Below are 25,437 nucleotides of genomic sequence, written 5' to 3'. Positions count from 1 at the left end.
ATCATGGACGGTCGCATCAACGAACGGCATGAGAAGACGACATGACTCTCCCACTGCAAGGTGAAATCGCGCTGGTCACCGGCGCCAGCCGTGGCATCGGTGCGGCGATCGCGGACGAACTGGCGGCGATGGGCGCGACGGTGGTCGGCACCGCCACCAGCGAGAACGGCGCCGCCGCGATCGACGAACGGCTGGCCGCGCATGGCGGCCATGGCCGCGTGCTGAACGTCACCGACGGCGCGGCGGTCGACGGGCTGATCGACGCGATCGCGAAGGAATTCGGCGCGGTCTCGATCCTGGTCAACAACGCCGGCATCACCCGCGACCAGTTGCTGATGCGGATGAAGGACGAGGACTGGCAGGCGATCATCGACACCAACCTCACCTCGGTCTACCGCACTTCCAAGGCGGTGATGCGCGGCATGATGAAGGCGAGGAAGGGCCGCATCATCTCGATCGCCTCGGTGATCGGACTCACCGGCAATCCGGGCCAGTCCAATTACGCCGCGGCCAAGGCCGGCATCATCGCGTTCTCCAAGTCGCTGGCGCGCGAGATCGGCAGCCGCGGCATCACCGTCAACGTGGTGGCGCCGGGCTTCATCGACACCGACATGACCCGCGCCCTGCCGGAAGAATCGAAACAGGCGCTGCTCGGCCAGATCGCGCTGGGGCGGCTGGGCGAGGCGACGGACATCGCCAAGGCGGTGGGCTTCCTGGCCTCGCCGGCAGCGGCCTACATCACCGGGGAAACCCTGCACGTCAACGGCGGCATGTACATGCCGTAGGACGTGTGGACGCAGTTGTCGCCAGCGGCCCCGTTTTAGGCGACAATTGCGCTTTCGCGCCGGTCATCGGGGGGCCGCGCCCTCGTGTCACCGGCGAATCGTGGCGGCCTCGCGGTTTAGCCACTACAATGCGCCGGCCTTTTGCAGGCCTTATGCCGGCACAAACAAATCAATTACTCCTTGAGAGGTATGGGCAACATGAGCACCATCGAAGAGCGCGTCAAGAAAATCGTCATCGAGCAGTTGGGCGTGAAGGAAGATGAAGTCACGGCGAACGCTTCGTTCGTGGACGATCTGGGCGCAGATTCGCTGGACACGGTGGAACTGGTGATGGCGCTCGAGGAAGAGTTCGAGACCGAGATTCCCGACGAAGATGCCGAGAAGATCACCACCGTGCAGCAGGCCGTTGATTACATCAAGGCCCACTCCAAGGATTGATCGATCCGGGATTGATCGCCGCGCATCTGGACTGGCACGCGCCCGCTGGCCAGTCCGCCTACACGCGGCGATATCGAATGCTGCGCCATCTTGGCGCAGTTTTCGTTTCTGCAATTTGTAACGTCCGACCCCGTATGGTGGGCAGGATGCCTGCCAGGCGCAACCGGGCGACGTCCCCGCGACCCGTGCGAGGTGGCTGCCGGCAACGGCGGATCCACGCAATCACGTAAGGAACATCAGCATGAGCAAGCGACGTGTGGTAGTGACCGGCATGGGCATCATCTCGCCGGTCGGCAACGACATCGCCAGCGCCTGGGAGCGTGTCCTCAAGGGCGTCAGCGGCATCGGCCCGGTCACCCATTTCGACACCTCCGCTTATTCCACGCGCATCGCCGGCCAGGTCAGCGGCTTCGATCCGGCCGAGTGGATGCCGCTCAAGGACGTCAAGAAGATGGACCCGTTCATCCACTACGGCGTGGCGGCAGGCACCCAGGCCCTGCGTGATTCCGGGCTGGAAGTGACCGAGGCGAACGCACCGCGCATCGGCGTGGCGGTCGGTGCCGGCATCGGCGGCCTGTACACGATCGAGGCGACCACGCTGGAACTGGCGGCAAAAGGCCCGCGCCGGGTCTCGCCGTTCTACGTGCCCAGCTCGATCATCAACATGGTCTCGGGCCAGTTGTCGATCATGTTCGGCCTGAAGGGCCCGAACATCGCCTGCGTCACCGCCTGCACCACCGGCGCGCACAACATCGGGCTGGCCGCGCGCATGATCCAGTACGGCGATGCCGACGCGATGATCGCCGGCGGCGCCGAGTTCGCCACCACCGGTACCGCGATGGCCGGCTTCTGCTCGGCCAAGGCGATGTCCACCCGCAACGACGAGCCGACCAAGGCCAGCCGTCCGTGGGACAAGGACCGCGACGGCTTCGTGCTGTCCGACGGCGCCGGCGTGCTGATGCTGGAAGAGTACGAACACGCCAAGGCCCGCGGCGCGCGCATCTACGCCGAGCTGGTCGGTTTCGGCATGAGCGGCGACGCGTTCCACATGACCGCGCCGAGCGAGGGCGGCGAGGGTGCGGCACGCTGCATCCAGACCGCGCTGGACGACGCCGGCCTCAATCCGGCTGACGTGCAGTACATCAATGCGCACGGCACCTCCACGCCGCTGGGCGACCTCGGCGAGGTGATGGCGGCGAAGAAGGTGTTCGGCGACCACGCGTACAAGCTGGCGATGAGCTCGACCAAGTCCACCACCGGCCACCTGCTCGGTGCGGCCGGCGGCGTCGAGGCGATCTTCAGCATCCTGGCGCTGCGCGACCAGGTACTGCCGCCCACGATCAACCTCGACGAGCCGGGCGAAGGCTGCGACCTGGACTTCGTGCCGAACACGGCACGCGAGGCGAAGGTCGGCGTGGCGATCTCCAACTCGTTCGGTTTCGGCGGCACCAACGGCACGCTGGCATTCCGCCGCGTCTGAGCGTGACCTGCCATCGCCGTATCCTGGACGGCCGGCGCGACTTGCTCGCGCCGGCCGCTGCTTTTCCGCAGCGTTATCCGTGCCTGCTGGAAAGCGTGGTGCACGGCACCGCGCAATCGCGCTACGACATCCTGTTCGCGTTCCCGCGCGAGCGGCTGACCCTGCACGCCGACGGCTGCCTGCGCGATGACGCGGGTGTGGTGCGGCAAGGGCGCTTCCTCGACGCACTGGATGCCGCCTGGCGGGCCGAGCGGCTGCCGCCGGAGGGCGACGGGTTGCCGTTCCACGGCGGCTGGGTATTGCTGCTGGCCTACGAACTGGCCGGCGAGATCGAGCCGACGCTGAAACTGCGGCCGCCGACGACACTGCCGCTGGCGCTGGCCGTGCGCTGTCCGGCCGCGGTGATCGTCGACCATGTGCGCGATTGCACGATCCTGGTCGCCGAGGCCGGCCACGAGGATCTGCTCGATGTACTGGAAGCCGATCTCGCGATCGTGTCGCCGATTCCGCCGCTGGCCGCCCCGGTCGATTGGGACGAGGATGCGCCGCAACAGTTCCTCGACGGCGTGGCGCGCATCCACGAACACTTGTATGCCGGCGACATCTTCCAGGTGAACCTGTCGCGTGCCTGGCGTGCGCGCTACGCGCAACCGCCCGTGCCGGCATCGCTGTATGCGGTGCTGCGCCAGGCCAATCCGGCGCCGTTCGCCGGCCTGCTGCAGCAGCCGGGCTGGGCGGTGGCGAGCTCCTCGCCGGAACGGCTGGTCGAGGTGCGCGGTGGCGTGGCGCAGACCCGGCCGATCGCCGGTACGCGCCCCCGATTGCCCGGCGACGACGAACTGGCGCGCATCCGCGAATTGAGCGCGCACCCGAAGGAACGCGCCGAGCACGTGATGCTGATCGACCTGGAACGCAACGATCTCGGCCGCGTCTGCATGCCGGGTTCGGTCGAGGTCGACGAGCTGATGGTGGTGGAGAGTTACGCCCACGTTCACCACATCGTCTCCAATGTACGTGGGCGCCTGCGTGCCGACGTGACGCCCGGCGAGGTGATCGCCGCCACCTTCCCGGGCGGCACCATCACCGGTTGCCCCAAGGTGCGCTGCATGGAAATCATCGCCGCGCTGGAAGACGCGCCGCGTGGCGCGTACACCGGCGCGCTGGGCTATCTCGATCGCAACGGAGAGCTCGACTTGAACATCCTGATCCGCACCCTGACCCTGGCCGGCGATGAAGTGAGCCTGCGCGCCGGCGCCGGCATCGTGGCCGACTCGGTCGCCGCCAACGAGCTGGACGAGACCCGCGCCAAGGCGCGCGGCCTGCTCCGCGCGCTGGGAGTGCCGGACTGATGACGGCGCGCATGCTGGTCAACGGCGTGGCGGCGGCACAGGTGTCGGCGCTGGATCGTGGCCTGGCCTATGGCGACGGCCTGTTCGAGAGCATCCGCCTGGTCGGCACGGTGGCGCCGTTGTGGTCGCGGCACATGCAGCGGCTGACCGAAGGTTGCGCGCGCCTGCAGATACCGGCACCCGATCCGGCGCAGCTGTGGCGCGAAGCGCTGGAGGTCAGCCGTGGCATGCCGCAGTCGGTATTGCGCATCACCGTCACCCGCGGTCCCGGCGAGCGCGGCTACAGCCTGCCGGCCTCACCGCAACCGACACGAATAGTGGCCGCGTTCGTGCCGCCGACGGTCGCCGCCGATGTCTATGCGCAAGGCGTGCGCATGCGCGTGTGCAACATCCGTCTGGCGGAGCAGCCGCTGCTGGCCGGCATCAAGCACCTGAATCGGCTGGAGCAGGTGCTCGCGCGCGCCGAATGGAACGATCCGGCGATTGCCGAAGGCCTGCTGCTCGATAGCCACGGGCGGGTGATTTCGGCGACCATGGCCAATCTGTTTGCGGTGGTCGACGGTGAACTGCTGACGCCGTCGCTGGACCGCTGCGGCGTGGCCGGGGTAGCCAGGGCCGAGGTGCTGGCTGCGTGTCCGCAGGCACGGGTAGGCGAGCTGACGCTGGATACACTGCTGGGTGCCGGCGAAGTCTTCCTCAGTTCGAGCGTGCGCGGCATCCTGCCGGTACGTTCGCTGGATGGCTGCGGCTATGCGCCAGGTGCGACGACCCGCCGGCTGCAGCAGCATTGGCGGGACTTGGGATTTTCGATGGAGCAGGACGGATGAGCGACAAACCGATGCGCGGGCGCGCATGGCCACGGCTGCTGCTGATCGTGCTGCTGGCTTCGGTCGGCGCGCTGATCTATGGCTGGAACGACTTTGCCCGCTTCGGCACGGCACCGCTGAACGTGGCGGCGCAGGGCGACAGCATCGACATCGGCCGCGGCAGCAGCTTCAAGAGCATCGTGGGCGAGCTGCGCCAGCGTGGTTTCAGCTCGGCCAATCCGCTGTACTGGCGCCTGCTGGCCGAGCAGATGCACGTGGCCGGCAAGCTGCATGCCGGCGAGTACGCGCTGGAGCCCGGCATCACGCCGCGCCAGCTGCTCGCGAACATGGCGGCCGGGAGGGTGCTGCAACGTCTGTTCACCATCGTCGACGGCTGGACCTTCGGCGAGTTGCGCCAGGCGCTGGCCAAGGCCGAGAAGCTGAACCACGACAGCGCCGCGCTGGACGATGCCGCGATCATGCAGAAGATCGGCGCCGGCGGCGAAGCGCCGGAAGGCCGTTTCCTGCCCGAGACCTACGCCTACGTGAAGGGCGACAGCGACCTGGACATCCTCCGGCGCGCGCACGCCGCGATGGTGAAGACGCTCGACGAACTGTGGGCGGGGCGCGCGCAGGACCTGCCGCTGGCCACGCCGTACGAGGCGCTGATCCTGGCCTCGATCGTGGAGAAGGAAACCGGCATTCCGGCGGAGCGCGCGCAGATCGCCGGCGTGTTCGTGCGGCGCCTCAAGGACCGCATGCTGCTGCAGACCGACCCCAGCGTGATCTACGGCATGGGCGCGAACTACGCCGGCAACATCCGCCGCAGCGACCTGACCGCCGATACGCCGTACAACACCTATACCCGGCCTGGCTTGCCGCCGACGCCGATCGCGTTGCCGGGCAAGCCGGCGCTGGTCGCGGCGCTGCACCCGGCCGCCGGCGACGCGCTGTATTTCGTGGCGCGCGGCGACGGCGGCCACGTGTTCGCCCGCACGCTGGAGGAACACAATCGCAATGTCGACTGCTACCAGCGGAAACATTGCCGATGACGGCCCTGCGCGGAAAATTCATCAGCCTCGAAGGCGGCGAGGGCGCCGGCAAGAGCACCTTGCTGGCCGGCCTGCGCGAGCACATCGAACAGCACGGCATCGCGCTGGTGCAGACGCGCGAACCCGGCGGCACCGCCGTGGGCGAGGCGGTGCGCGCGATCGTGCTCGACCCGGCCCAGCACGGAGTGGCTGCCGAGACCGAGCTGCTGCTGATGTTCGCCTCGCGCGCGCAGCTGGTGCGCGAAGTGATCGAGCCAGCCTTGAGTGCGGGCCAGTGGGTGCTGTGCGATCGTTTTGCCGATGCCAGCTACGCCTACCAGGGGGGCGGCCGCGGCCAGCCGACGCCGCGCATCGCGGAGCTGGAACGCTGGGCCTGTGCCGGCGTGAAGCCCGACCTGACCTTATTGCTCGATCTGCCGGTGGCGACCGGCCGTGCGCGCGCTGCCGGCCGCGGCGACGCCGACCGCATCGAGGTCGAGGCCGATGCCTTTTTCGAGCGGGTGCGCACGAGTTACCGCGAGCGCGCCGCGGCCGAGCCGCAGCGTTTCCGGGTGATCGACGCCAGCCAGTCGCCTGCTGCCGTCCTGCGGGCGGCGACGCGGGCGCTGGCGGCATTGTTTGGAGAAGCTCAGGCATGAACGGATTGCCCTGGCACGCCGAACATTGGGCGCGGCTGCAGGCGCGCCGGCAGCGCGGTGCGCTGCCGCATGCCTTGCTGCTGTGCGGCGCCGCGGGCCTGGGCAAGCGCGCCTTCGCGCAGCGCTTCGTGCAGGGACTGCTGTGTGCCGAGCCGACCGGTGGCGATGCCTGCGGGCATTGCCGCAGCTGCCTGCTGCTCGCCGCCGGCTCGCACCCGGATGTGGTCACGCTGGGCTTCGGCTTGCGCAAGGACGGCGTGCAGCGCAGCGAGATCGTGGTCGACCAGATCCGCGAACTGTCGGCGCGGCTGGCCATGAACAGCCAGTTCGGCGGCTGGCAGGTGGCCAGCATCGACCCGGCCGACGCGATGAATCCCGCCGCCGCCAATGCGCTGCTGAAGACGCTGGAGGAACCGGCCGCGCAGACCATGCTGATCCTGCTGGCCGACGCGCCCTGGCGCCTGCCGCAAACCATCCGCAGCCGCTGCCAGCGGATCGAGTTCCACCTGCCCGCCACTGCCGACGCGCTGGCCTGGCTGCAGGCCGAAGGCGTGCGCGATGCGGCGGGTGCGCTTGCCGCAGCCGGCGGCAATCCCGGCCTGGCGAGGGCCTGGGCCGGGGAAGGTGCGCTGGAGCGGCGGCAGGAAGTGCGCAAGGATCTGGCCGCGCTGGCCGCCGGTCGCGGCCAGCCGACCGAAGTGGTCAAGCGCTGGCTGGACAGCGAACCGGCGCAGCGGCTGTGGTTTGCCGCCCAGGCCAGCGCCGACGAGATCAAGGCGCGTTCGACGGCTGGTCACGGGCCGCTGGCCAGCGCGATGGACGTCGAGGCGCTGGGCCACTGGTACGACGCGGCCAATCGCACCCGCGAGGGTTTGCGTGGTCCGTTGCGCGCCGACCTGCTGCTGCTGGAATTGCTGGCGCAGTGGCGATGAGCGGAACCGGCGCCCGCTCATCGCCGGCCACGGTGAACGGGTTGCCGGTATTTTCCGCGCAGACCCGCCTGCTGGTGGTGGCGCCGCACCCGGATGACGAGACCATCGCGACCGGCCTGCTGATCCAGCAAGTGCGGGCGGCCGGCGGCGATGTGCGGATCCTGCTGCTGACCGAGGGCGACAACAACCCGTGGCCGCAGCGCTGGCTGGAACGGCGCGTGCGCATCCGCGTTGCCGATCGCCGGCGCTGGGGACACCGCCGCCATGCGGAGATGCTGCAGGCGCTGCAGTGCCTGGGGGTGCCGGCGCAGGCGCTGCAGCCGCTGGGCTGGCCGGACATGGGCGTCACCGATGAGCTGCTGCGGTCGTGCCGCGCCGCGGTATCGGTGTTGGTTGCGGCGATTGGCCAGTTCGGCCCCAGCCTGGTGGTGGCGCCGGCGCTGGCCGACCGCCATCCCGACCATGCCGCGGCGCATGTGCTGGTGCGCCTGGCGCTGGCGGAACAGGCCCATCCGCCGCCACTGCTGAACTACCTGGTGCATGGTCGCGCCGGGGACGGCGATTCTTTCGAGATTCCTGGCACGGCGGCGCAATCGGCACGCAAGCGCGCCGCGCTGGCTGAACATCGCAGCCAGATGGCGTTGAGCGGCAAGCGCATGCTGCGCCTGGCCGCCCGCCCCGAACGTCCTGCCGGGCTGGCGTCGCCGCTGGCCGCCCTGCCGTGGCGACCGCCGGCCTGGCTGCGGCCCTGGCTGCGGCTCAGCGTGGCCAGTCCGGCGGGCACGCATAGCTGGCGTTGGCGCGACGCGCCGCTGCAGCGCGACCAGGCCGGCCGGTTGCACTTGTCGGTGCCGGCGGGGGCTCCGTGTTTCGTGCGGCTGGCGCTGACCTTGCGTTCACCGTGGATTTTCGACCACTGGGGCTGGTGCGAGCTGTCGGGCCATTCCGGCGGCGTCGCGGCGGGTCTTGCGCAGGCCGATTGACCGGACTAGCTTCGCGCCAGGGGAAATGGCTGCGGCACGGCTTGTCGTCGCGGCTTGCCGTGCTCGACCGGCACCGGCTGATCCAAGGCTCGTCTGAAGCAAGGCAGTAGCGGCTGAATCCGTCCATCTGGCTGACCCAAGCGAATGCATACACCGGATCAGAATTCGATGCAGGTCGATACAGGGGCGACGGCGGCGTCCAGCGAGAGTTTCTATGCCGCGTTGTCCGAGATCGGCCAGCTGCTGGTGCGTTCGCTGGATCCGCCGGTGCTGTACGAGGCGGTGATCGAGGTACTCGAGCGGCGGATCGGTGCGCGGTTGGTGATGGTGGGGGAACTGGACCGAGGCAACGGATGGCTGCGGCGGATCGCGCCTGCGCAGGTGGCGCCCGACATGGCCGACATCTACCCCGAGCGCATCCCGTTCTCGCTGGCGCGGCCGGCGTTCTGGCAGGGCGAGCCGCAACTGGAGGCCGATGTCCGCCATGCCGAGGGCCTGGAGATGTTCCGGCCGGCCTATGTGAGGCATGGCGTGCATGCCGTGGTCGCCGTACCGGTGCTGAAGTTCGGCGAGGTATGCGCGGCGCTGGTGATACGCGCTTCCCGGGCCGGCTTTTTCACGGCGCGGATGATCGAGCTGCTGCAACAGGCGGCGGCGAGCATCGGGCTGGGGCTGGAAGCGCATGAACAGCGTACGCGGCTGCTGCAATCGGTGCGGGACGAGGCGCGCCAGCGTCGCGCGCTGCGCTTGCTCAGCGAGATGGTCAAGCTGGTCACCCATAGTGCGGACGAACAGGCGCTGCTGGCCGGGGCGTGTCGCGTGGCGCACTGCATCGGCGGCTACCGCGTCGCCTGGATCGGCTTGTTCGACGAAGACGATCCGGCGAGCCTGCGGGTGCGCGCGCAGGAGGGACTGGCCGACGGCGTCGCGGCGGATTTCCGTTTCACCCGGGACGGCAGCGCGCATGCCGGGGATGCCGTGGCGCGCGCGCTGTCGAGCGGCCAGGTGCAGGTCGGCCATCCGGCGGGGGTGGATCATCTGGACTGGATGCCCGGCGCGCGCGCGTTGCTGGCGCTGCCGTTGCGGACGGACGGGGCGATCGTGGGCTGCTTCGTCATCGGCGCGGATGAGGTCGACGCGTTCAGTGCGGTCGAAGTCCAGGTCTTCACGGAAATGGCGGTCGAGCTGGGCCTGGGCATCCAGATGCAGTGCGCGCAGGCGGCCCGTCTGGCGGCGGAGCAGGAGCTGCGCTTCAACCTGCAGCACTTCCACACCATCCTGTCCAAGCAGTACGCGGGCATCCTGGTGATGTCCGAAGAGCATCGGGTGAGCTTCGCCAACGAGGCGTTCTGTACGTTGTTCGGCCTGTCAGAGACGCCGGCGGAACTGGAAGGCAAGTCGGTGGAGGCGCTGTACGCGCTTCTGCAGCAGGCTTACCGGGACCCCGAGCGCGAATGGCGCAGGATCCAGGAGATCATGGCCGCCGACGAGCCGGTCAAGGGCGACGAGGTGGCGATGAAGGGCGGGCGCACCTTCCTGCGCGATTTCACCCCGATCCGGATCGATGGCGTGCCGCAGGGACGGCTGTGGCACCAGCGCGACATCACCGAGCAGAAGATGCATGAGGCACGGGTCGAGCGGCTGGCCTTCTACGACGTGGTCACCGGCCTGCCGAACCGGCGGCTGCTGTTCGAGTTGCTTGAGCAGGCACGTGCGCGGGCCATGAAACAGGGCACCCTGCTGGCGGTGGGCGTGCTCGACCTCGACCGCTTCAAGAGCGTGAACGACACGATCGGCCATGGCGGCGGCGACCATGTGCTGGCGGAAGCCTCGGCGCGGATCCTGGGCATGTTGCGCGAGGCCGACGTGCTGGCCCGCTTCGGCGGCGACGAGTTCGCGCTGATGATCTCCGGCCTGGACAGCCGCGAGCAGCTGGACGTGATCAGCCGCTGCATCCTGCAGGCGCTGCGGGCGCCGCTCAACCTGATGGGCGAGCAGCTGTACCTGTCCGCCAGCGTGGGTTGGACCCTGTACCCGCTGGACGAGTCGGATGCGGAAGGCCTGGTGCGGCACGCCGACCTGGCGATGTACGCGGCCAAGGAGGAGGGCAAGGACCGTGGCTTGCTGTACGAGCCGGCGATGGAGCTGGAGCAGGTGCGGTTGCAGGCGATGCGCGAGCGGATCGCCCAGGCGTTGCAGCAATCGCGCCTGCAGTTGCTGTTCCAGCCGATCGTGTACATCGACGGTTTGCCGGGCCTGCACGGCGTCGCCGGGATGGAGGCGCTGCTGCGCCTGGGCGACACCCATGAGCTGATCGAGCCCGCGAAGTTCATGCATGTGCTGGACGACCCGCAACTGGCCCGGCCGATCGGCCGTTACGTGCTGGACGAGGCGCTGCGCTGCTGCCAGTCGTGGATGCGCTCGGGCATCTCGATCCCGGTCTCGATCAACATCAGTACCCGCCATCTGCTGCACCCGGCGTTCTTCACCGACATCGACGCGGTGCTCGACAACTACCCGGACGTGATGGACGTGGGCTTCGGTGTCGAGGTGACCGAAACCGGCCCGTCGATGGATCACGCCCGCGCCAAGATCGTCATCGAGGAGTGTCGCCGGCGCGGCATCCGCGTGGGCCTGGACGATTTCGGCACCGGCAGCGCATCGCTGAGCCACATCCAGAAGCTCGACATCGAGCACATCAAGCTCGACCAGAGTTTCGTGCGCGACATCCTCAGCGACGAGCGCAACATGGCGATCGCGGCGGGAGTGATCACCACCGCGCGCATGCTGGCCAAGACGGTGATCGCCGAAGGCGTCGAGACGGCGGAGCAGGGCGACCTGCTGGCTTCGCTGGGGTGCCACCAGCTGCAGGGTTTCTCGATCTCCCGGCCGATGCCCGCCGAGGCGGTGCCGGGGTGGGTCGCCGGCTGGGTGCCGCCGGCGTCGTGGGGCAGCCTCGTCAACGAACGCCAGTCATTGCTGGCCAGCCAGGCGGACGGCGCCTGAAGGTGCTGCGCGTCATGGCTGCGGCAAGGCGCATGCCGCAACAGTGGTGCGGGCGGATCACAACATCTAAGATCCGGGTCATCGATCGGGCGGTCCGGACGTCCGGCAGGAGCCAAGCATGAAACCCATGGCGGCCCGGCAGGGCATCATCTCGCTGAAAATCAAGGATGCGGCCTCGCTGTACAACGCCTACATGCCGTTCCTCAAGCATGGGGGCCTGTTCGCGGCGACGGCGCAGTCCTATTCGCTGGGCGACGAAGTGGTGTTGCTGGTGACCCTGGCCGAAGAGACCGAGCGCCTGTCGGTGGTCGGCAAGGTGGTCTGGATCAGCCCCGTCGGCGCGCAGGGCAACCGCACCGCCGGCATCGGCATCCACTTCAACGAGTCGGGCGATGCCGAAGCCGCCCGCAGCCGGATCGAGAACATCCTGGCCGGCACACTGAACTCCGAGCGCCCCACCCACACGATGTGATGCCGTGTCACGCAGGCATCACGAGTTTGCGGCGTTAATCCGCACGCGATCGGTCGTCAAGGCTTGTTGTACCCCCGCGCACTGATACAATGGGGAGATCGCGAATTCACCTCGCGAAACGTCGGACGCACGCGGCTGCCATGCCTGCGCGCGGGGCTGAGCAGCCCGTGGCCGTGCTGGCCCTGCCGAATCGAAATCGCCGGACCGTGAATTGCTGAATTCAAATCCCCACGGTCACTGATGCGCCCTGGCGCGGAGGTAAGTTGCATCGTGCTTGCCGAATACTGGCCCGTCCTGTTGTTCATCGGCGTTGCTGCCGGGCTTGGCCTGGTGCTGCTGGCCATCGGCCTGCTGGCCGGCCCGCGCCGCCCCGAAGCCGACAAGCTTTCGCCCTACGAGTGCGGTTTCGAGGCGTTCGAAGACGCCCGCATGCGCTTCGACGTGCGCTACTACCTGCTCGCCATCCTGTTCATCATCTTCGATCTGGAGATCGCCTTCCTGTTTCCGTGGGCGGTGGTGTTCCAGCAGATCGGCCTCATCGCGTTGATCGAGATGGGCCTGTTCCTGCTGCTGCTGGTCGTCGGTTTCGCCTACGTGTGGAAGAAGGGAGCACTCGAATGGGAGTGATCGATTCCGTCAGCCGGGTGATGCACAACCCGGAGCCGCTGAACCTGGTCGACGACATCCTGCTGCCGGCCGGCAACAATCCGGTGGTACAGCGCGGCTTCGCCACCACCAGCGTCGACGCGTTGATGAACTGGGCGCGTACCGGCTCGATGTGGCCGATGACGTTCGGCCTGGCCTGCTGCGCGGTCGAGATGATGCACGCCGGCATGTCGCGGCTGGACCTGGACCGCTACGGCGTGATCTTCCGCCCCAGCCCGCGCCAGTCCGACGTGATGATCGTGGCCGGCACCCTGGTCAACAAGATGGCCCCCGCGCTGCGCAAGGTCTACGACCAAATGCCCGAGCCGAAGTGGGTGATCTCGATGGGCAGCTGCGCCAACGGCGGTGGCTACTATCACTATTCCTACTCCGTGGTGCGCGGTTGCGACCGCATCGTGCCGGTGGACATCTACGTGCCGGGTTGCCCACCCACGGCCGAAGCGCTGATCCACGGCATCCTGCAGTTGCAGAAGAAAATCCGCCGCACCAGCACCATCGCGCGCTCTTGAACGGCACACTCCGAAGGCGCAGTCCATGACTGACATCCAAAAGACCTCGCTGGCCGGGCAGCTCGCTGCGCGATTCGGCGATACGCTGACCATCACCACGGTGCGCAACGAGACCGTCGCCGAACTGGCCGCCGCCGACCTGGTCGCCGTGGCCACGGCGCTGCGCGACGAGCCGGCGTTCCGCTTCAGCGAGCTGATCGATCTGTGCGGCATCGACTACCTCGGCTACGGCCAGACCGAGTGGGATACCGAGACCGTCTCCGGCACCGGTTTCTCGCGCGGTGTGGAAGGCCAGGCGCAAGGGCGTTTCGACTGGGCCGGGCGCCCGCGCGGCAACGGCGAGAACCAGCCGCGCCGCTTCGCCGCGGTGATCCAGTTGCTCTCGATCGAACACAACCGCCGCCTGCGCCTGCGCGTGTTCTGCGCGGACGACAGCCTGCCGATGGTACCGTCGCTGACCCTGGTGTGGCCGGGCGTGAACTGGTTCGAGCGCGAGGCGTTCGACCTCTACGGCATCATCTTCGACGGCCATCCCGACCTGCGCCGCATCCTCACCGACTACGGTTTCGTCGGCCACCCGTTCCGCAAGGATTTCCCGCTGATCGGCAACGTCGAAGTGCGCTACGACCCCGAGCAGAAGCGGGTGATCTACGAGCCGGTGTCGATCGAGCCGCGCGTGCTGGTGCCGCGCACCATCCGCGACGACGCCGACCTGATGCAGGCCAGGGCCGAAGCCGCCGACGACTGGCAGAGGAACTGAGCGTGCAAGAGATCCGCAACTACACGATGAACTTCGGCCCGCAGCATCCGGCCGCGCACGGCGTGCTGCGCCTGATCATGGAGATGGACGGCGAAACCATCGTCCGCGTCGATCCGCACGTGGGCCTGCTGCATCGCGGTACCGAGAAGCTGGCCGAGTCCAAGCCGTTCAACCAGTCGATCGGCTACATGGACCGGCTCGACTACGTGTCGATGATGTGCAACGAGCACGCCTACGTGCGCGCGATCGAGACCCTGCTGGGGATCGAGGCGCCGGAGCGCGCGCAGTACATCCGCACCATGTTCGACGAGATCACCCGCATCCTGAACCACCTGATGTGGATCGGCTCGAACGCGCTCGACCTGGGCGCGATGGCGGTGATCCTGTATGCGTTCCGCGAGCGCGAGGAACTGATGGACGTCTACGAGGCGGTGTCGGGCGCGCGCATGCACGCCACGTACTACCGCCCCGGCGGCGTCTACCGCGACCTGCCGGCGCAGATGTCGAAGTACCGCGAGTCGCCGTGGCACAAGGGTGCCGACCTGAAGCGCATCAACAGCTGGCGCGAAGGCTCGATGCTCGACTTCCTCGACGCCTTCACCGCCGACTTCCCGTCGAAGGTGGACGAGTACGAGGAGCTGCTCACCACCAACCGCATCTGGAAGCAGCGCACCGTCGGCATCGGCGTGGTCAGCCCGGAACTGGCCCAGCAGTGGGGCATGACCGGCGCGATGCTGCGCGGCTCTGGCGTCGAGTGGGATCTGCGCAAGAAGCAGCCGTACGCAAAGTACGCCGAGATGGATTTCGACATCCCGGTCGGCGTCAACGGCGATTGCTACGACCGCTACCTGGTGCGCGTGGAAGAGATGCGCCAGTCGAACCGCATCATCCGGCAGTGCGTGGAGTGGCTGCGCGCCAACCCGGGCCCGGTGATGGTGCAGAACTTCAAGGTGGCGCCGCCGTCGCGGGTCGAGATGAAGGAGAGCATGGAAGCGCTCATCCACCACTTCAAGCTGTTCACCGAAGGCTACTGCGTGCCGGCCGGCGAAACCTACTGCGCGGTCGAGGCGCCGAAGGGCGAGTTCGGCTGCTACCTGGTTTCCGACGGCGCCAACAAGCCGTTCCGCGTGCATCTGCGCGCCCCGGGCTTCGCCCACCTGTCATCCATGGACACCATCGTGCGCGGCCACATGCTCGCCGACGTGGTGGCCATGATCGGTACCTATGACCTCGTGTTCGGCGAAGTGGATCGCTGAGCCGGCACGACGGAGAAACGCATGAAAGCCACCGGACATTTCGAGCAGGTCAGGAACGTCGACCCCCTCGCCGTACTTACCGAGCACACCCGCCGTCACATCGATGAGTGGGTGGCCAAATTCCCGCCGGATCGCAAGCGTTCGGCGCTGATCCAGGCGCTGTTCGGCGCGCAGGAGCAGAACCAGGGTTTCCTCACCGACGAACTGATCACCGCCGTCGCGAAATACCTCGACGTGCCCTCGATCTGGGCGTACGAGGTGGCCAGCTTCTATTCGATGCTGGAGACCAAGCCGGTCGGCCGCAACAACGTGGCGATCTGCACCAACATCTCGTGCTGGCTCAACGGCGCCGAAGGCCTGGTGCGCCATTGCGAGAAGAAGCTCGGCATCAAGGTGGGCGAGAGCACGCCCGATGGCCGCGTCTACCTGAAGCAGGAAGAGGAGTGCATCGCGGCCTGCGTGTATGCGCCGGCCGCGACGGTGAACGGGCATTACCACGAGCACCTCACCATCGAGAAGCTCGATGCGATCCTCGATGGCCTGAGCATCGACGGACCCGCGCATGCCCATGACGCTGAGGGAAAACGCTGATGGCCGTCGGACCCGCCCCCCAGGACCATCAGGTCGTCTACACCACGCTGCATTTCGACACGCCGTGGTCGATGGACAGCTACCTCCAGGTCGATGGCTACAAGGCGTGGAGGAAGATCCTCGCCGAGAAGCCCGACCCGGCGTCGCTGATCGACGAGATCAAGAAGAGCAGCCTGCGCGGCCGTGGCGGCGCGGGCTTCCCGACCGGCTTGAAGTGGTCCTTCATGCCGAAGGGCGACATGCAGAAGTACATCCTGTGCAACTCGGACGAGTCCGAGCCGGGCACGGCGAAGGATCGCGACATCCTGCGCTACAACCCGCATGCGGTGATCGAGGGCCTGGCGATCGCGTGCTACTGCACCGGCTCGACCGTGGCCTACAACTACCTGCGCGGCGAGTTCCACCACGAGCCGTACGAGCATTTCGAAGCGGCGTTGAAGGAAGCCTACGCGGCCGGCCTGCTCGGCAAGAACGTGCAAGGCACCGGCATCGACGTGGACATCTACGCCGCGCTCGGCGCCGGCGCTTACATCTGCGGCGAAGAAACCGCGTTGATGGAGTCGCTGGAAGGCAAGAAGGGCCAGCCGCGCTTCAAGCCGCCGTTCCCGGCCAACTTCGGCCTGTACGGCAAGCCGACCACGATCAACAACACCGAGACCTATGCCTCGGTGCCGGCGATCCTGCGCAACGGCGCCGACTGGTTCCTCAATCTGGGCAAGCCGAACAACGGCGGTCCGAAGATCTTCTCGGTGTCCGGCCACGTCAACCGGCCAGGCAATTACGAGATCCGCCTCGGTACCCCGTTCAAGGACCTGCTTGAACTGGCCGGCGGCGTGCGCAACGGCCACAAGCTGAAGGCGGTGATCCCCGGCGGTTCCTCGATGAAGGTGCTGCCGGCCGACATCATGCTGGAGAGCACGATGGACTACGACTGCCTGCAGAAGGCCGGTTCGGGCCTGGGCTCCGGCGCGGTGATCGTGATGGACGAGACCACCTGCATAGTCAGGGTCTGCCAGCGTATCGCGCGCTTCTACAAGGCCGAGTCCTGCGGCCAGTGCACGCCATGCCGCGAAGGCACCGGCTGGATGTACCGCGTGCTGACGCGCATCGTCGAAGGCAAGGGCACCGAGGACGACCTGCACCGCCTGAAGGCGATCGCCGGCCAGATCGAGGGCCACACCATCTGCGCATTCGGCGAGGCTGCCGCGTGGCCGGTGCAGGGCTTCCTGGCGCGTTTCTGGAACGAATTCGAATATTTCGTGCAGCACGGTCGCTCGATGGTCGAGGACAAGCTCGCCGAAACCAACAGTGGAGTTGCTGCATGAGTGCGCAGCCAACCAGCACCGCACCCGACCTGGTCAACATCGAGGTCGACGGCAAGCCGACGCAGATCCGCAAGGGTGCGATGATCATCGAGGCGGCCGACGCGATCGGCGTATCGATCCCGCGTTTCTGCTACCACCGCAAGCTGCCGATCGCCGCGAACTGCCGCATGTGCCTGGTCGACGTGGAGATGGGCGGCAAGCTGATGCCCAAGCCGCAGCCGGCATGTGCTACTCCGGTAGCGGATGGCATGAAAGTGATGACGCGCTCGGACAAGGCGCTGAAGTTCCAGAAAGACGTGATGGAGTTCCTGCTGATCAACCATCCGCTGGACTGCCCGATCTGCGACCAGGGCGGCGAGTGCGAGTTGCAGGACGTGGCGCTGGGCTATGGCCGCAGCGTCTCGCGCTTCACCGAACGCAAGCGCACCGTGGCCGACGAGAACATCGGGCCGCTGGTGGCCACCGAGATGACCCGCTGCATCCATTGCACCCGCTGCGTGCGTTTCACCAGCGAGATCGCGGGCACCTACGAACTGGGTGGCATGAATCGCAGCGAAGACCTGCAGATCGGCACCTACATCGGCAAGACGATCGAGACCGAGCTGTCCGGCAACATCATCGACGTGTGCCCGGTCGGCGCGCTCACCAACAAGCCGTTCCAGTTCAAGGCGCGCGCCTGGGAACTGATCGCCAAGCCGTCGATCGGCTATCACGATGCACTGGGCTCCAACCTGTGGCTGCATGTGCGCCGGGGCGAAGTGCTGCGCACGGTGCCGCGCGACAACGAGGCGGTCAACGAGTGCTGGCTGTCCGATCGCGACCGCTACAGCCACCAGGGCATGTACGCCGCCGATCGCATCGGTGCGCCGGAAGTGAAGCGCAACGGCCAGTGGCAGACGACCACCTGGGAAGATGCCTTGCAGTTTGCCGGTGAGGCGTTGAAGAAGATGCCGGGCAGCGAGCTGGGCATTCTGGTGCACCCGTCCACTTCGAACGAGGAGGGCGACCTGCTGGTGCGGCTGGCCCGCGGCCTGGGCAGCGCGCACGTCGACCATCGCCTGCGCCAGCTCGACTTCGCCGACAACGCCGTGGCGCAGCCGTTCGCGCTGCCGGTGGCGGAAGTCGAGCAGATCCGGGCCGCCTTGCTGGTGGGCTCCGACCTGCGCCATGAAATGCCGCTGCTGAACCATCGCGTGCACCAGGCGACCAAGAGGGGCGCGAAGGTCTACGCGGTCAATCCGGCACACTTCGATTTCAATTACAAGCTGGCCGGTGAGGCGATCGTGGCGCCGCAGGCACTGGTCGATGCGTTGCTGGCGCTGGCCAAGGCTGCCGTGACCGCGGGCGTGGCCGCACCGGCTGCGCTGGCCGACGCGATCGCTGCGGCTCAGAGCGACCAGGGCGACAGCGACGCGATCGCCGCGCTGAAGTCGGGCAAGGCGGTGGTGATTCTCGGCGAAGCCGCGGCGACTCATCCGCAGGCGTCCTGGCTGCGTGCGATCGCCCGTTTCATCGCCGATGCCACCGGTGCCGGTTACGACGAACTGCCGGTCGGCGCGAATGGCGTTGGCCTGGCGCGGCTCGGCGTGGTGCCGGGCAACGGCGGGCTGGATGCGCAGGCGATGCTGACGCAGCCGCGCAGGAGCTACCTGCTGTACGGGGTCGAGCCGCCGCACGATTTCGCCGATGGCGGCGCGGCCTTGAAGGCACTGCGCGGCGCGGACCAGGTGGTGGCGTTCAGCGCCTATGCCAGCCCTGCGCTGCGCGAGGTGGCCGACGTGATCCTGCCGATCGCGCTGCTGCCGGAGAACGATGCCACCCTGGTCAACGTCGACGGGCTGGCCCAGGGCGTGATGGCCGGCGCGAAGGCACCCGGCCAGGCCCGGCCGGGCTGGAAGGTGCTGCGTGCGCTGGGTGGCGCATTGCAACTGGCCGGCTTCGAATTCGACGATCTCGCCGGCCTGCGCGACGGTATTGCCGAGCGTGCGGCGACGCCGCGCAGCGGCCTGGCTGCGCGTGCGGCCGTCGGCGGCCTGACCCGCCTGGCGACCTGGCCGATCTACCGTACCGATGCGGTGCTGCGCCGTGCGACGGCGCTGAATGCGCATCCGCTCAACCGTGCCCCGGCGGTGCGTTTGAATGCGGATGAGGCACAGCGGCTCGGCCTTTCCGCCGATGGTCAGGTACGCATTGCGGACGTGTCGCTGCCGCTGGCGATCGATGCGGCCGTGCCGGATGGCACGGCATGGATCGAGGCTGCGCAGGACCTCACCGCCACGCTGCCGCCGTACGGCGCGTCCATCACCCTGAGCAAGGCTTAAAGCAGATGCTTGATCAACTCATCCATCAGCTCGTCGTGCCGGTCCTTTACATCCTGGCGATCGTGCTGCCGCTGGTGCTTGCCGTGGCGATGTTCGTGTACTGGGAGCGCAAGGTGCTCGGCTGGATGCACGTGCGCATGGGGCCGAACAAGGTCGGTCCGTTCGGCCTGCTGCAGGCTTTCGCCGACGTGGTCAAGCTGCTGATCAAGGAAGTGATCCTGCCGACCAAGGCGAACCGCTTCCTGTACTACATGGCGCCGATGATCGCGCTGATCCCCGCGCTGGCGGTGTGGGCGGTGGTGCCGTTCAGCAGCACGATGGTGCTGTCGAACGCCAACGCCGGCGTGCTGTACCTGCTGGCGATGACCTCGATGGGCGTGTACGGCATCATCATCGCCGGCTGGGCGTCCAACTCGCGCTATGCGCTGCTCGGTGCGATGCGCTCGGCGGCGCAGGTGATCTCCTACGAACTGGCGATGGGCCTGTGCCTGGTCTGCGTGCTGGTGCTGGCCGGTTCGCTGAACCTTACCGAGATCGTCAACGCACAGGCCGGCAGCAAGGGCATCTTCGACTGGTTCTGGCTGCCGCTGCTGCCGGTGTTCGTGATCTATTTCATCTCCGGCGTGGCCGAGACCAATCGCTCGCCGTTCGACATGGCCGAGGGCGAGTCGGAGATCGTGGCCGGCTTCCACGTGGAGTATTCCGGCTCGGCGTTCGCACTGTTCTTCCTGGCCGAATACGCGAACATGATCCTGGTCAGCTTCCTGGCCGCAGTGCTGTTCATGGGCGGCTGGCTGTCGCCGTTCCCGGCCTCGTGGGGTTTCATCGGCCATGGCGGTTTCCCCTGGCTGTTGGTCAAGGCGTTCCTGTTCTCGTTCATGTTCCTGTGGTTCCGCGCCACGTTCCCGCGCTATCGCTATGACCAGATCATGCGGCTGGGCTGGAAGGTATTCATTCCCATCGCCATCGCGTGGGTTTTCGTGGCTGGCCTGCTGAAGTACTACGGCCTGGTCGGCATTGGCACGGGGGCTTGAGGCATCCGATGAATCGCATTACCGCCTATTTCAAGAGTCTGCTGCTGATCGAGCTGTTCCAGGGCATGGGCCTGACCCTGCGCTACCTGTTCAAGCCGAAGTACACGATGCGCTACCCGATGGAGCACATCCCGAAGTCAAACCGCTTCCGCGGCCTGCATGCGCTGCGCCGCTACGCGAACGGCGAGGAGCGCTGCATCGCCTGCAAGCTGTGCGAAGCGGTGTGCCCGGCGCTGGCGATCACGATCGACTCGGCGCCGCGCGAGAGCGACGGCCAGCGCCGCACCACCCGCTACGAGATCGACCTGTTCAAGTGCATCTACTGCGGTTTCTGCGAGGAGAGCTGCCCGGTCGATTCGATCGTGGAGACTTCGATCCACGAGTATCACTTCGAGAATCGCGGCGAGAACGTGGTGGACAAGCAGAAACTGCTCGCCATCGGCGATCGCTTCGAACAGCAGATCGCCGCCGACCGCGCGCAAGACGCGGCGTACCGCTGAGGCCAACGATGAATCCCCAACTGCTCCAACTCATCTGTTTCTATGCCTTCGGCTTCGTCACCGTCGCCGCCGCGCTGTCGGTGATCACGCTGAAGAACTCCGTGCATGCGGTGCTGGCGCTGGTGCTGACCTTCTTCAGCGCGGCCTGCCTGTGGATACTGCTCGAAGCCGAGTTCCTCGCGCTGGCGCTGGTCGTGGTCTATGTCGGTGCGGTGATGGTGCTGTTCCTGTTCGTGGTGATGATGCTCGACATCGACCAGGAAAAAATGCGCGAGGGCTTCGTGAAATTCCTGCCGGTCGGCCTGATCGTGGCTGCGGTGATGCTGGTGGAGATGCTTGGCCTGATCGGGGTGCGCGCGATGCAGACGCACGTCATGGGTGCCGATCCCGCCATCGCCGCGGGCATGTCCAACACCGCGTGGCTGGGCCATGCGCTGTACACGACGTTCCTGCTGCCGTTCGAGATTGCCGCGCTGATCCTTACCGTGGGCATCGTGGCGGCGGTGGCGCTGACCCTGCGCGAGCGCCGCGCCGCGCGCTGGGAGCCGGCCAGCCAACAAGTCAAGGTCAATCCGGGCGACCGCGTGCGCATCGTGAAGATGGCGGCCGTCCGCCCCGACGAGCCGCCCGCCCCACAGGAGCCGCAGCCATGATTTCGCTCGCGCACTACATCGTGCTCGGCGCGATGCTGTTCTGCATCGCCGTCGCCGGCATGTTCATCAACCGCAAGAACGTGATCGTGCTGCTGATGTCGATCGAGCTGATGCTGCTCGCCGTGAACATGAACTTCGTGGCGTTCTCGCGCTTCCTCGGCGACGTCTCCGGGCAGGTATTCGTGTTCTTCATCCTCACCGTGGCCGCGGCGGAAGCCGCCATCGGCCTGGCGATCCTGGTGCTGCTGTTCCGTACGCGCAGCACGATCAATATCGCCGACATCGACAGCATGAAGGGTTGACCCGATGCAGCTTTCGACTTCCATCCTGCTGACGATCGCACTGGCGCCGCTGGTGGGCTGCGTGCTGGCCGGTTTCCTGGGCAAGTTCCTGGGGCGTGCCGGTTCGCACAGCATCACCATCCTCGGCGTGGCGGTATCGTGCGCGCTGTCGTTCTACGTGCTGTACCAGCTCACCATGGGCGGCGCGGCCGAGTACAACCAGAACATCTACACCTGGTTCCAGATCGGCCCGTTCAACGCCAGCGTCGGCTTCATGGTCGACCGGCTGACCGCGATGATGCTGGTGGTGGTGAGCTTCGTGTCGCTGCTGGTGCACGTCTACACCATCGGCTACATGGCCGACGACGACGGCTACACGCGCTTCTTCAGCTACATCTCGCTGTTCACCTTCTCGATGTTCATGCTGGTCATGAGCAACAACTTCATGCAGCTGTTCTTCGGCTGGGAAGCGGTGGGCCTGGTGTCGTACCTGCTGATCGGCTTCTGGTACAAGCGGCCGACGGCGATCTTCGCGAACCTGAAGGCGTTCCTGGTCAACCGCGTGGGCGACTTCGGCTTCCTGCTCGGCATCGCGGCGGTGCTGTATTTCCTCGGCACGCTGGACTATGCCACTGCGTTCAGCGCGGCGCCCACGCTGCTCGGCAAGACCCTGCAGATCACCGCGAACACGCAGTGGGATGCGGCCACGGTGATCTGCATCCTGCTGTTCGTCGGCGCGATGGGCAAGTCGGCGCAGGTGCCGCTGCACGTGTGGCTGCCCGACTCGATGGAAGGTCCGACCCCGATCTCCGCGCTGATCCATGCCGCGACGATGGTCACCGCGGGCATCTTCATGGTGGCGCGCATGTCGCCGCTGTTCGAGATGTCGTCGACCGCGCTCAGCTTCGTGCTGGTGATAGGCGCGACCACGGCACTGTTCACCGGCTTGATCGGCATCGTGCAGAACGACATCAAGCGGGTGATCGCGTACTCCACGCTGTCGCAACTGGGCTACATGACGGTGGCGCTGGGCGTGTCGATGTACTCGGGTGCCGTGTATCACCTGATGACCCACGCGTTCTTCAAGGCGCTGCTGTTCCTCGGTGCCGGCTCGGTGATCATCGCCATGCACCACGAGCAGGACATGCGCTACATGGGCGGCCTGCGCAAGTACATGCCGGTCACCTGGATCACCATGTGGGCCGGCTCGATTGCGCTGGTGGCGGTGCCGTTCACTTCCGGCTTCTATTCGAAGGACGCGATCATCGAGGCGGTCGGCGAGTCGCATCGCTGGGGCGCGCATTACGCCTATTTCTGCGTGATGGCCGGCGTGCTGGTGACGGGGCTGTACACGTTCCGCCAGATGTACCTGACCTTCCACGGCAAGGAGCGCTTCACCGTCGTGGCTGGTCACGGCCATGGTCATCATGTCGAGCATATGGACGACCACGGCCACCACGAGCAGGGCATCATGCACGAGCTGCCGAAGGAGTCGCCATGGGTGGTAACCGTGCCGCTCGTGCTGCTGGCTATCCCGTCGCTGCTGGTCGGCTACGTCACGGTCGGGCCGATGCTGTTCGGCAACTGGTTCGGCAACGCGATCCACGTGGAAGAGGCAAACAACGTGCTGGCCGAGATGGGCCAGCACTTCCACGGCGCGGCGGCGATGGCGCTGCACGGGTTCACCCAGCTGCCGTTCCTGCTGGTGCTCGCCGCCTTCGCGATCAGCACCTACATCTATCTGTTCAATCCGGCCGTGGCGGACAAGCTGAAGAACGCGCTGCGCCCGTTCTACCAGATGCTCAACCACAAGTACTGGTTCGACGCGGTGTACTACGTGGTGTTCGCCCGCGGCGGCGTCGCGCTGGGTCGCGGCTTCTGGAAGGCCGGCGATACGGCGGTGATCGACGATGCGATGGTCAACGGCTCGGTGAACCTGGTGCACCGCGTCGCCGCCACGATGCGCCGCCTGCAGTCGGGCTACCTCTACCACTACGCCTTCGCGATGATTCTCGGCTTGATCCTGCTGCTTGGCGGGTACTGGCTCATCGGTTCCGGGCCGGTCGGGCAATAAGGGAAACAGATCCATGTTCAATCACTTGCTCAGCCTGCTGATCTGGCTACCCGTCGTCGGGGCCATCCCGGTGCTGCTTGCCGGCTCGGCCCGACCCCATCTGGCGCGCTGGCTGTCGCTGCTGGTGGCGGTGCTCGCCTTCGTGGCCAGCCTGTTCCTGCTGGTGCAGTACAACCCCGGCGGCGCCGCGATGCAGCTGGTCGAAAGCCACCTGTGGATCGCCTCGTGGGACGTCCATTACGGCTTGGCAGTCGACGGCATTTCGGTGGCGCTGATCGTGATGACCACCTTCGTCGGCATCCTGGTGATCGCCGGCGCATGGGAAGTCATCCAGGACAAGCCGCACCAGTACATGGCCGCGATGCTCATGCTGGAAGGCCTGCTGATCGGCGTGTTCTGCGCCACCGACGCGCTGCTGTTCTACGCGCTGTTCGAGGCGATCCTGATCCCGATGTTCATCCTGATCGGCGTCTGGGGCGGCCCGCGCCGCGTCTACGCAACGCTGAAGTTCTTCATCTACACGTTCTTCGGCTCGGTCTTCATGCTGATCGCGCTGCTGTACCTGTACCAGAAGGCGCACACGTTCGATCTCGCCACGCTGGCGGCGCTGCCGCTGACGTTCAAGGAGCAGGCCTGGATCTTCTTCGCGTTCCTGATCGCGTTCGCGATCAAGGTGCCGATGGTGCCGGTGCACACCTGGCTGCCGGATGCGCACGTCGAGGCGCCGACTGGCGGTTCGGTGGTGCTGGCGGCGGTGATGCTGAAAGTGGGCACGTACGGCATGCTGCGCTTCATCCTGCCGATCGTGCCGGACGCGGGCGCGCATTTCGCCTGGCTGATCATCGTGCTGAGCCTGATCGCGATCGTCTACATCGGCTACGTCGCGCTGGTGCAGGAGGACATGAAGAAGCTGGTGGCGTATTCGTCGGTGGCCCACATGGGCTTCGTCACGCTGGGCATCTTCATCGCCTTCATGCTGGTGCGCGAGCAGGGCAATACGGACATGGCGCTGCTCGGCATGCAGGGCGCGATGATCCAGATGATCTCGCACGGCTTCGTTTCCGGCGCGATGTTCACCTGCATCGGCGTGATGTACGACCGCACGCATACGCGCCTGATCAAGGACTACGGCGGCGTCATCAACGTGATGCCGTGGTTCGGCTTCTTCTACGTGCTGTTCGCGATGGCGAACTGCGGCCTGCCGGGCACCAGCGGCTTCGTGGGCGAGTTCATGGTGATCCTGTCCAGCTTCAGCGCCAATCCGTGGATCGCGCTGTTCGCCGCGTTCACCCTGATCATCGGCGCGGGTTACACGCTGTGGCTGGTGAAGCGCGTGCTGTGGGGCGAGATCGCCAACCCGCACGTGGCGGAGATGAAGGAAATCAACGCGCGCGAGACGTTCGTGCTGGGCGCCTTTGCCGCCGCCGTGCTGGCGCTGGGCATCTGGCCGCAGCCGCTGGTCCACCTGATGGACAACTCGGTGGCACAGCTGGTGCAGCAGCTCGCCATTCACAAGATTTGATCGG

24 protein-coding genes are annotated in these 25,437 nt (G+C 66.8%); all 24 read left to right on the top strand.

The window, feature by feature from the left end; genetic code table 11:
• Nucleotides 1-41: 41 nt before the first annotated feature.
• The 24 genes from fabG (at nt 42) to KK131_RS01780 (ending at nt 25,433) form a co-directional block, all read left to right on the top strand.
• Nucleotides 42-785 carry a 3-oxoacyl-ACP reductase FabG gene (gene fabG / locus KK131_RS01895; protein ID WP_214554880.1) on the top strand — a complete coding sequence of 248 codons (744 nt, stop codon included), beginning with the start codon at nt 42-44 and terminating at the stop codon, nt 783-785.
• Between the two features lie 198 nt (nt 786-983).
• Nucleotides 984-1,223, top strand: coding sequence for an acyl carrier protein (gene acpP, locus KK131_RS01890; RefSeq protein ID WP_007805185.1), 240 nt, complete (start codon nt 984-986; stop codon nt 1,221-1,223).
• 241 nt (nt 1,224-1,464) lie between these two features.
• Nucleotides 1,465-2,703: a beta-ketoacyl-ACP synthase II gene (gene fabF, locus KK131_RS01885; RefSeq protein ID WP_214554879.1), complete on the top strand. Its 1,239-nt coding sequence runs from the start codon at nt 1,465-1,467 to the stop codon at nt 2,701-2,703.
• Between the two features lie 2 nt (nt 2,704-2,705).
• The gene (locus KK131_RS01880) at nt 2,706-4,052 is read left to right on the top strand and encodes an aminodeoxychorismate synthase component I (protein WP_214554878.1); all 1,347 of its coding nucleotides are present in this window, start codon (nt 2,706-2,708) and stop codon (nt 4,050-4,052) included.
• The gene (pabC, locus tag KK131_RS01875) at nt 4,052-4,879 is read left to right on the top strand and encodes an aminodeoxychorismate lyase (protein ID WP_214554877.1); all 828 of its coding nucleotides are present in this window, start codon (nt 4,052-4,054) and stop codon (nt 4,877-4,879) included. The genes KK131_RS01880 and pabC overlap by 1 nt, the downstream gene beginning before the upstream one ends.
• Nucleotides 4,876-5,910, top strand: coding sequence for an endolytic transglycosylase MltG (gene mltG / locus KK131_RS01870; protein ID WP_214554876.1), 1,035 nt, complete (start codon nt 4,876-4,878; stop codon nt 5,908-5,910). The genes pabC and mltG overlap by 4 nt, the downstream gene beginning before the upstream one ends.
• Nucleotides 5,907-6,548, top strand: a complete 642-nt coding sequence (tmk, locus tag KK131_RS01865; protein WP_214554875.1) for a dTMP kinase — start codon at nt 5,907-5,909, stop codon at nt 6,546-6,548. The genes mltG and tmk overlap by 4 nt, the downstream gene beginning before the upstream one ends.
• Nucleotides 6,545-7,480 (top strand): DNA polymerase III subunit delta', encoded by a 936-nt coding sequence (gene holB, locus KK131_RS01860; protein WP_214554874.1) that lies wholly within the window; start codon nt 6,545-6,547, stop codon nt 7,478-7,480. The genes tmk and holB overlap by 4 nt, the downstream gene beginning before the upstream one ends.
• The gene (locus KK131_RS01855; protein ID WP_214554873.1) at nt 7,477-8,463 is read left to right on the top strand and encodes a PIG-L family deacetylase; all 987 of its coding nucleotides are present in this window, start codon (nt 7,477-7,479) and stop codon (nt 8,461-8,463) included. Before holB ends, KK131_RS01855 begins: the two co-directional genes overlap by 4 nt.
• A gap of 168 nt (nt 8,464-8,631) precedes the next feature.
• Nucleotides 8,632-11,469: an EAL domain-containing protein gene (locus KK131_RS01850; RefSeq protein ID WP_214554871.1), complete on the top strand. Its 2,838-nt coding sequence runs from the start codon at nt 8,632-8,634 to the stop codon at nt 11,467-11,469.
• Between the two features lie 118 nt (nt 11,470-11,587).
• On the top strand, nt 11,588-11,941 hold the full coding sequence (locus KK131_RS01845) for a PilZ domain-containing protein (RefSeq protein ID WP_214554869.1): 354 nt from the start codon (nt 11,588-11,590) through the stop codon (nt 11,939-11,941).
• A 270-nt stretch (nt 11,942-12,211) separates the two neighbouring features.
• Nucleotides 12,212-12,568, top strand: a complete 357-nt coding sequence (locus KK131_RS01840) for an NADH-quinone oxidoreductase subunit A (protein WP_214554867.1) — start codon at nt 12,212-12,214, stop codon at nt 12,566-12,568.
• Nucleotides 12,559-13,116 carry an NADH-quinone oxidoreductase subunit B gene (locus KK131_RS01835; RefSeq protein ID WP_214554866.1) on the top strand — a complete coding sequence of 186 codons (558 nt, stop codon included), beginning with the start codon at nt 12,559-12,561 and terminating at the stop codon, nt 13,114-13,116. The genes KK131_RS01840 and KK131_RS01835 overlap by 10 nt, the downstream gene beginning before the upstream one ends.
• Before the next feature lie 25 nt (nt 13,117-13,141).
• A complete protein-coding gene (locus tag KK131_RS01830; RefSeq protein ID WP_214554864.1) occupies nt 13,142-13,876 on the top strand; it encodes an NADH-quinone oxidoreductase subunit C in 735 nt (244 codons plus the stop codon).
• 26 nt (nt 13,877-13,902) lie between these two features.
• Nucleotides 13,903-15,132 carry an NADH-quinone oxidoreductase subunit D gene (locus KK131_RS01825; RefSeq protein WP_250887196.1) on the top strand — a complete coding sequence of 410 codons (1,230 nt, stop codon included), beginning with the start codon at nt 13,903-13,905 and terminating at the stop codon, nt 15,130-15,132.
• A gap of 21 nt (nt 15,133-15,153) precedes the next feature.
• Entirely contained in the window at nt 15,154-15,723 is a 570-nt protein-coding gene (gene nuoE / locus KK131_RS01820) for an NADH-quinone oxidoreductase subunit NuoE (RefSeq protein WP_214554860.1), read from the top strand.
• Nucleotides 15,723-17,048 (top strand): NADH-quinone oxidoreductase subunit NuoF, encoded by a 1,326-nt coding sequence (nuoF, locus tag KK131_RS01815; protein WP_214554858.1) that lies wholly within the window; start codon nt 15,723-15,725, stop codon nt 17,046-17,048. Before nuoE ends, nuoF begins: the two co-directional genes overlap by 1 nt.
• Nucleotides 17,045-19,369, top strand: a complete 2,325-nt coding sequence (nuoG, locus tag KK131_RS01810) for an NADH-quinone oxidoreductase subunit NuoG (RefSeq protein ID WP_214554856.1) — start codon at nt 17,045-17,047, stop codon at nt 19,367-19,369. The genes nuoF and nuoG overlap by 4 nt, the downstream gene beginning before the upstream one ends.
• Nucleotides 19,370-19,374: 5 nt before the next feature.
• Complete coding sequence (nuoH, locus tag KK131_RS01805; protein WP_214554854.1) at nt 19,375-20,403, top strand: NADH-quinone oxidoreductase subunit NuoH; 1,029 nt, start codon at nt 19,375-19,377, stop codon at nt 20,401-20,403.
• Between the two features lie 8 nt (nt 20,404-20,411).
• Nucleotides 20,412-20,903, top strand: a complete 492-nt coding sequence (nuoI, locus tag KK131_RS01800) for an NADH-quinone oxidoreductase subunit NuoI (protein ID WP_214554852.1) — start codon at nt 20,412-20,414, stop codon at nt 20,901-20,903.
• A gap of 8 nt (nt 20,904-20,911) precedes the next feature.
• Nucleotides 20,912-21,556, top strand: coding sequence for an NADH-quinone oxidoreductase subunit J (locus KK131_RS01795; protein ID WP_214554850.1), 645 nt, complete (start codon nt 20,912-20,914; stop codon nt 21,554-21,556).
• Complete coding sequence (gene nuoK, locus KK131_RS01790; protein WP_214554848.1) at nt 21,553-21,858, top strand: NADH-quinone oxidoreductase subunit NuoK; 306 nt, start codon at nt 21,553-21,555, stop codon at nt 21,856-21,858. The genes KK131_RS01795 and nuoK overlap by 4 nt, the downstream gene beginning before the upstream one ends.
• Before the next feature lie 4 nt (nt 21,859-21,862).
• Nucleotides 21,863-23,911: an NADH-quinone oxidoreductase subunit L gene (gene nuoL, locus KK131_RS01785; protein WP_214554846.1), complete on the top strand. Its 2,049-nt coding sequence runs from the start codon at nt 21,863-21,865 to the stop codon at nt 23,909-23,911.
• A 13-nt stretch (nt 23,912-23,924) separates the two neighbouring features.
• Nucleotides 23,925-25,433 carry an NADH-quinone oxidoreductase subunit M gene (locus tag KK131_RS01780; protein ID WP_214554844.1) on the top strand — a complete coding sequence of 503 codons (1,509 nt, stop codon included), beginning with the start codon at nt 23,925-23,927 and terminating at the stop codon, nt 25,431-25,433.
• Nucleotides 25,434-25,437: the final 4 nt, after the last annotated feature.

The organism is Rhodanobacter sp. LX-99 (assembly GCF_018599185.1).
GTDB lineage: Bacteria > Pseudomonadota > Gammaproteobacteria > Xanthomonadales > Rhodanobacteraceae > Rhodanobacter.
Note: the sequence above shows the minus strand (reverse complement) of the source record. Positions and strands in the feature narration are given on the sequence as shown.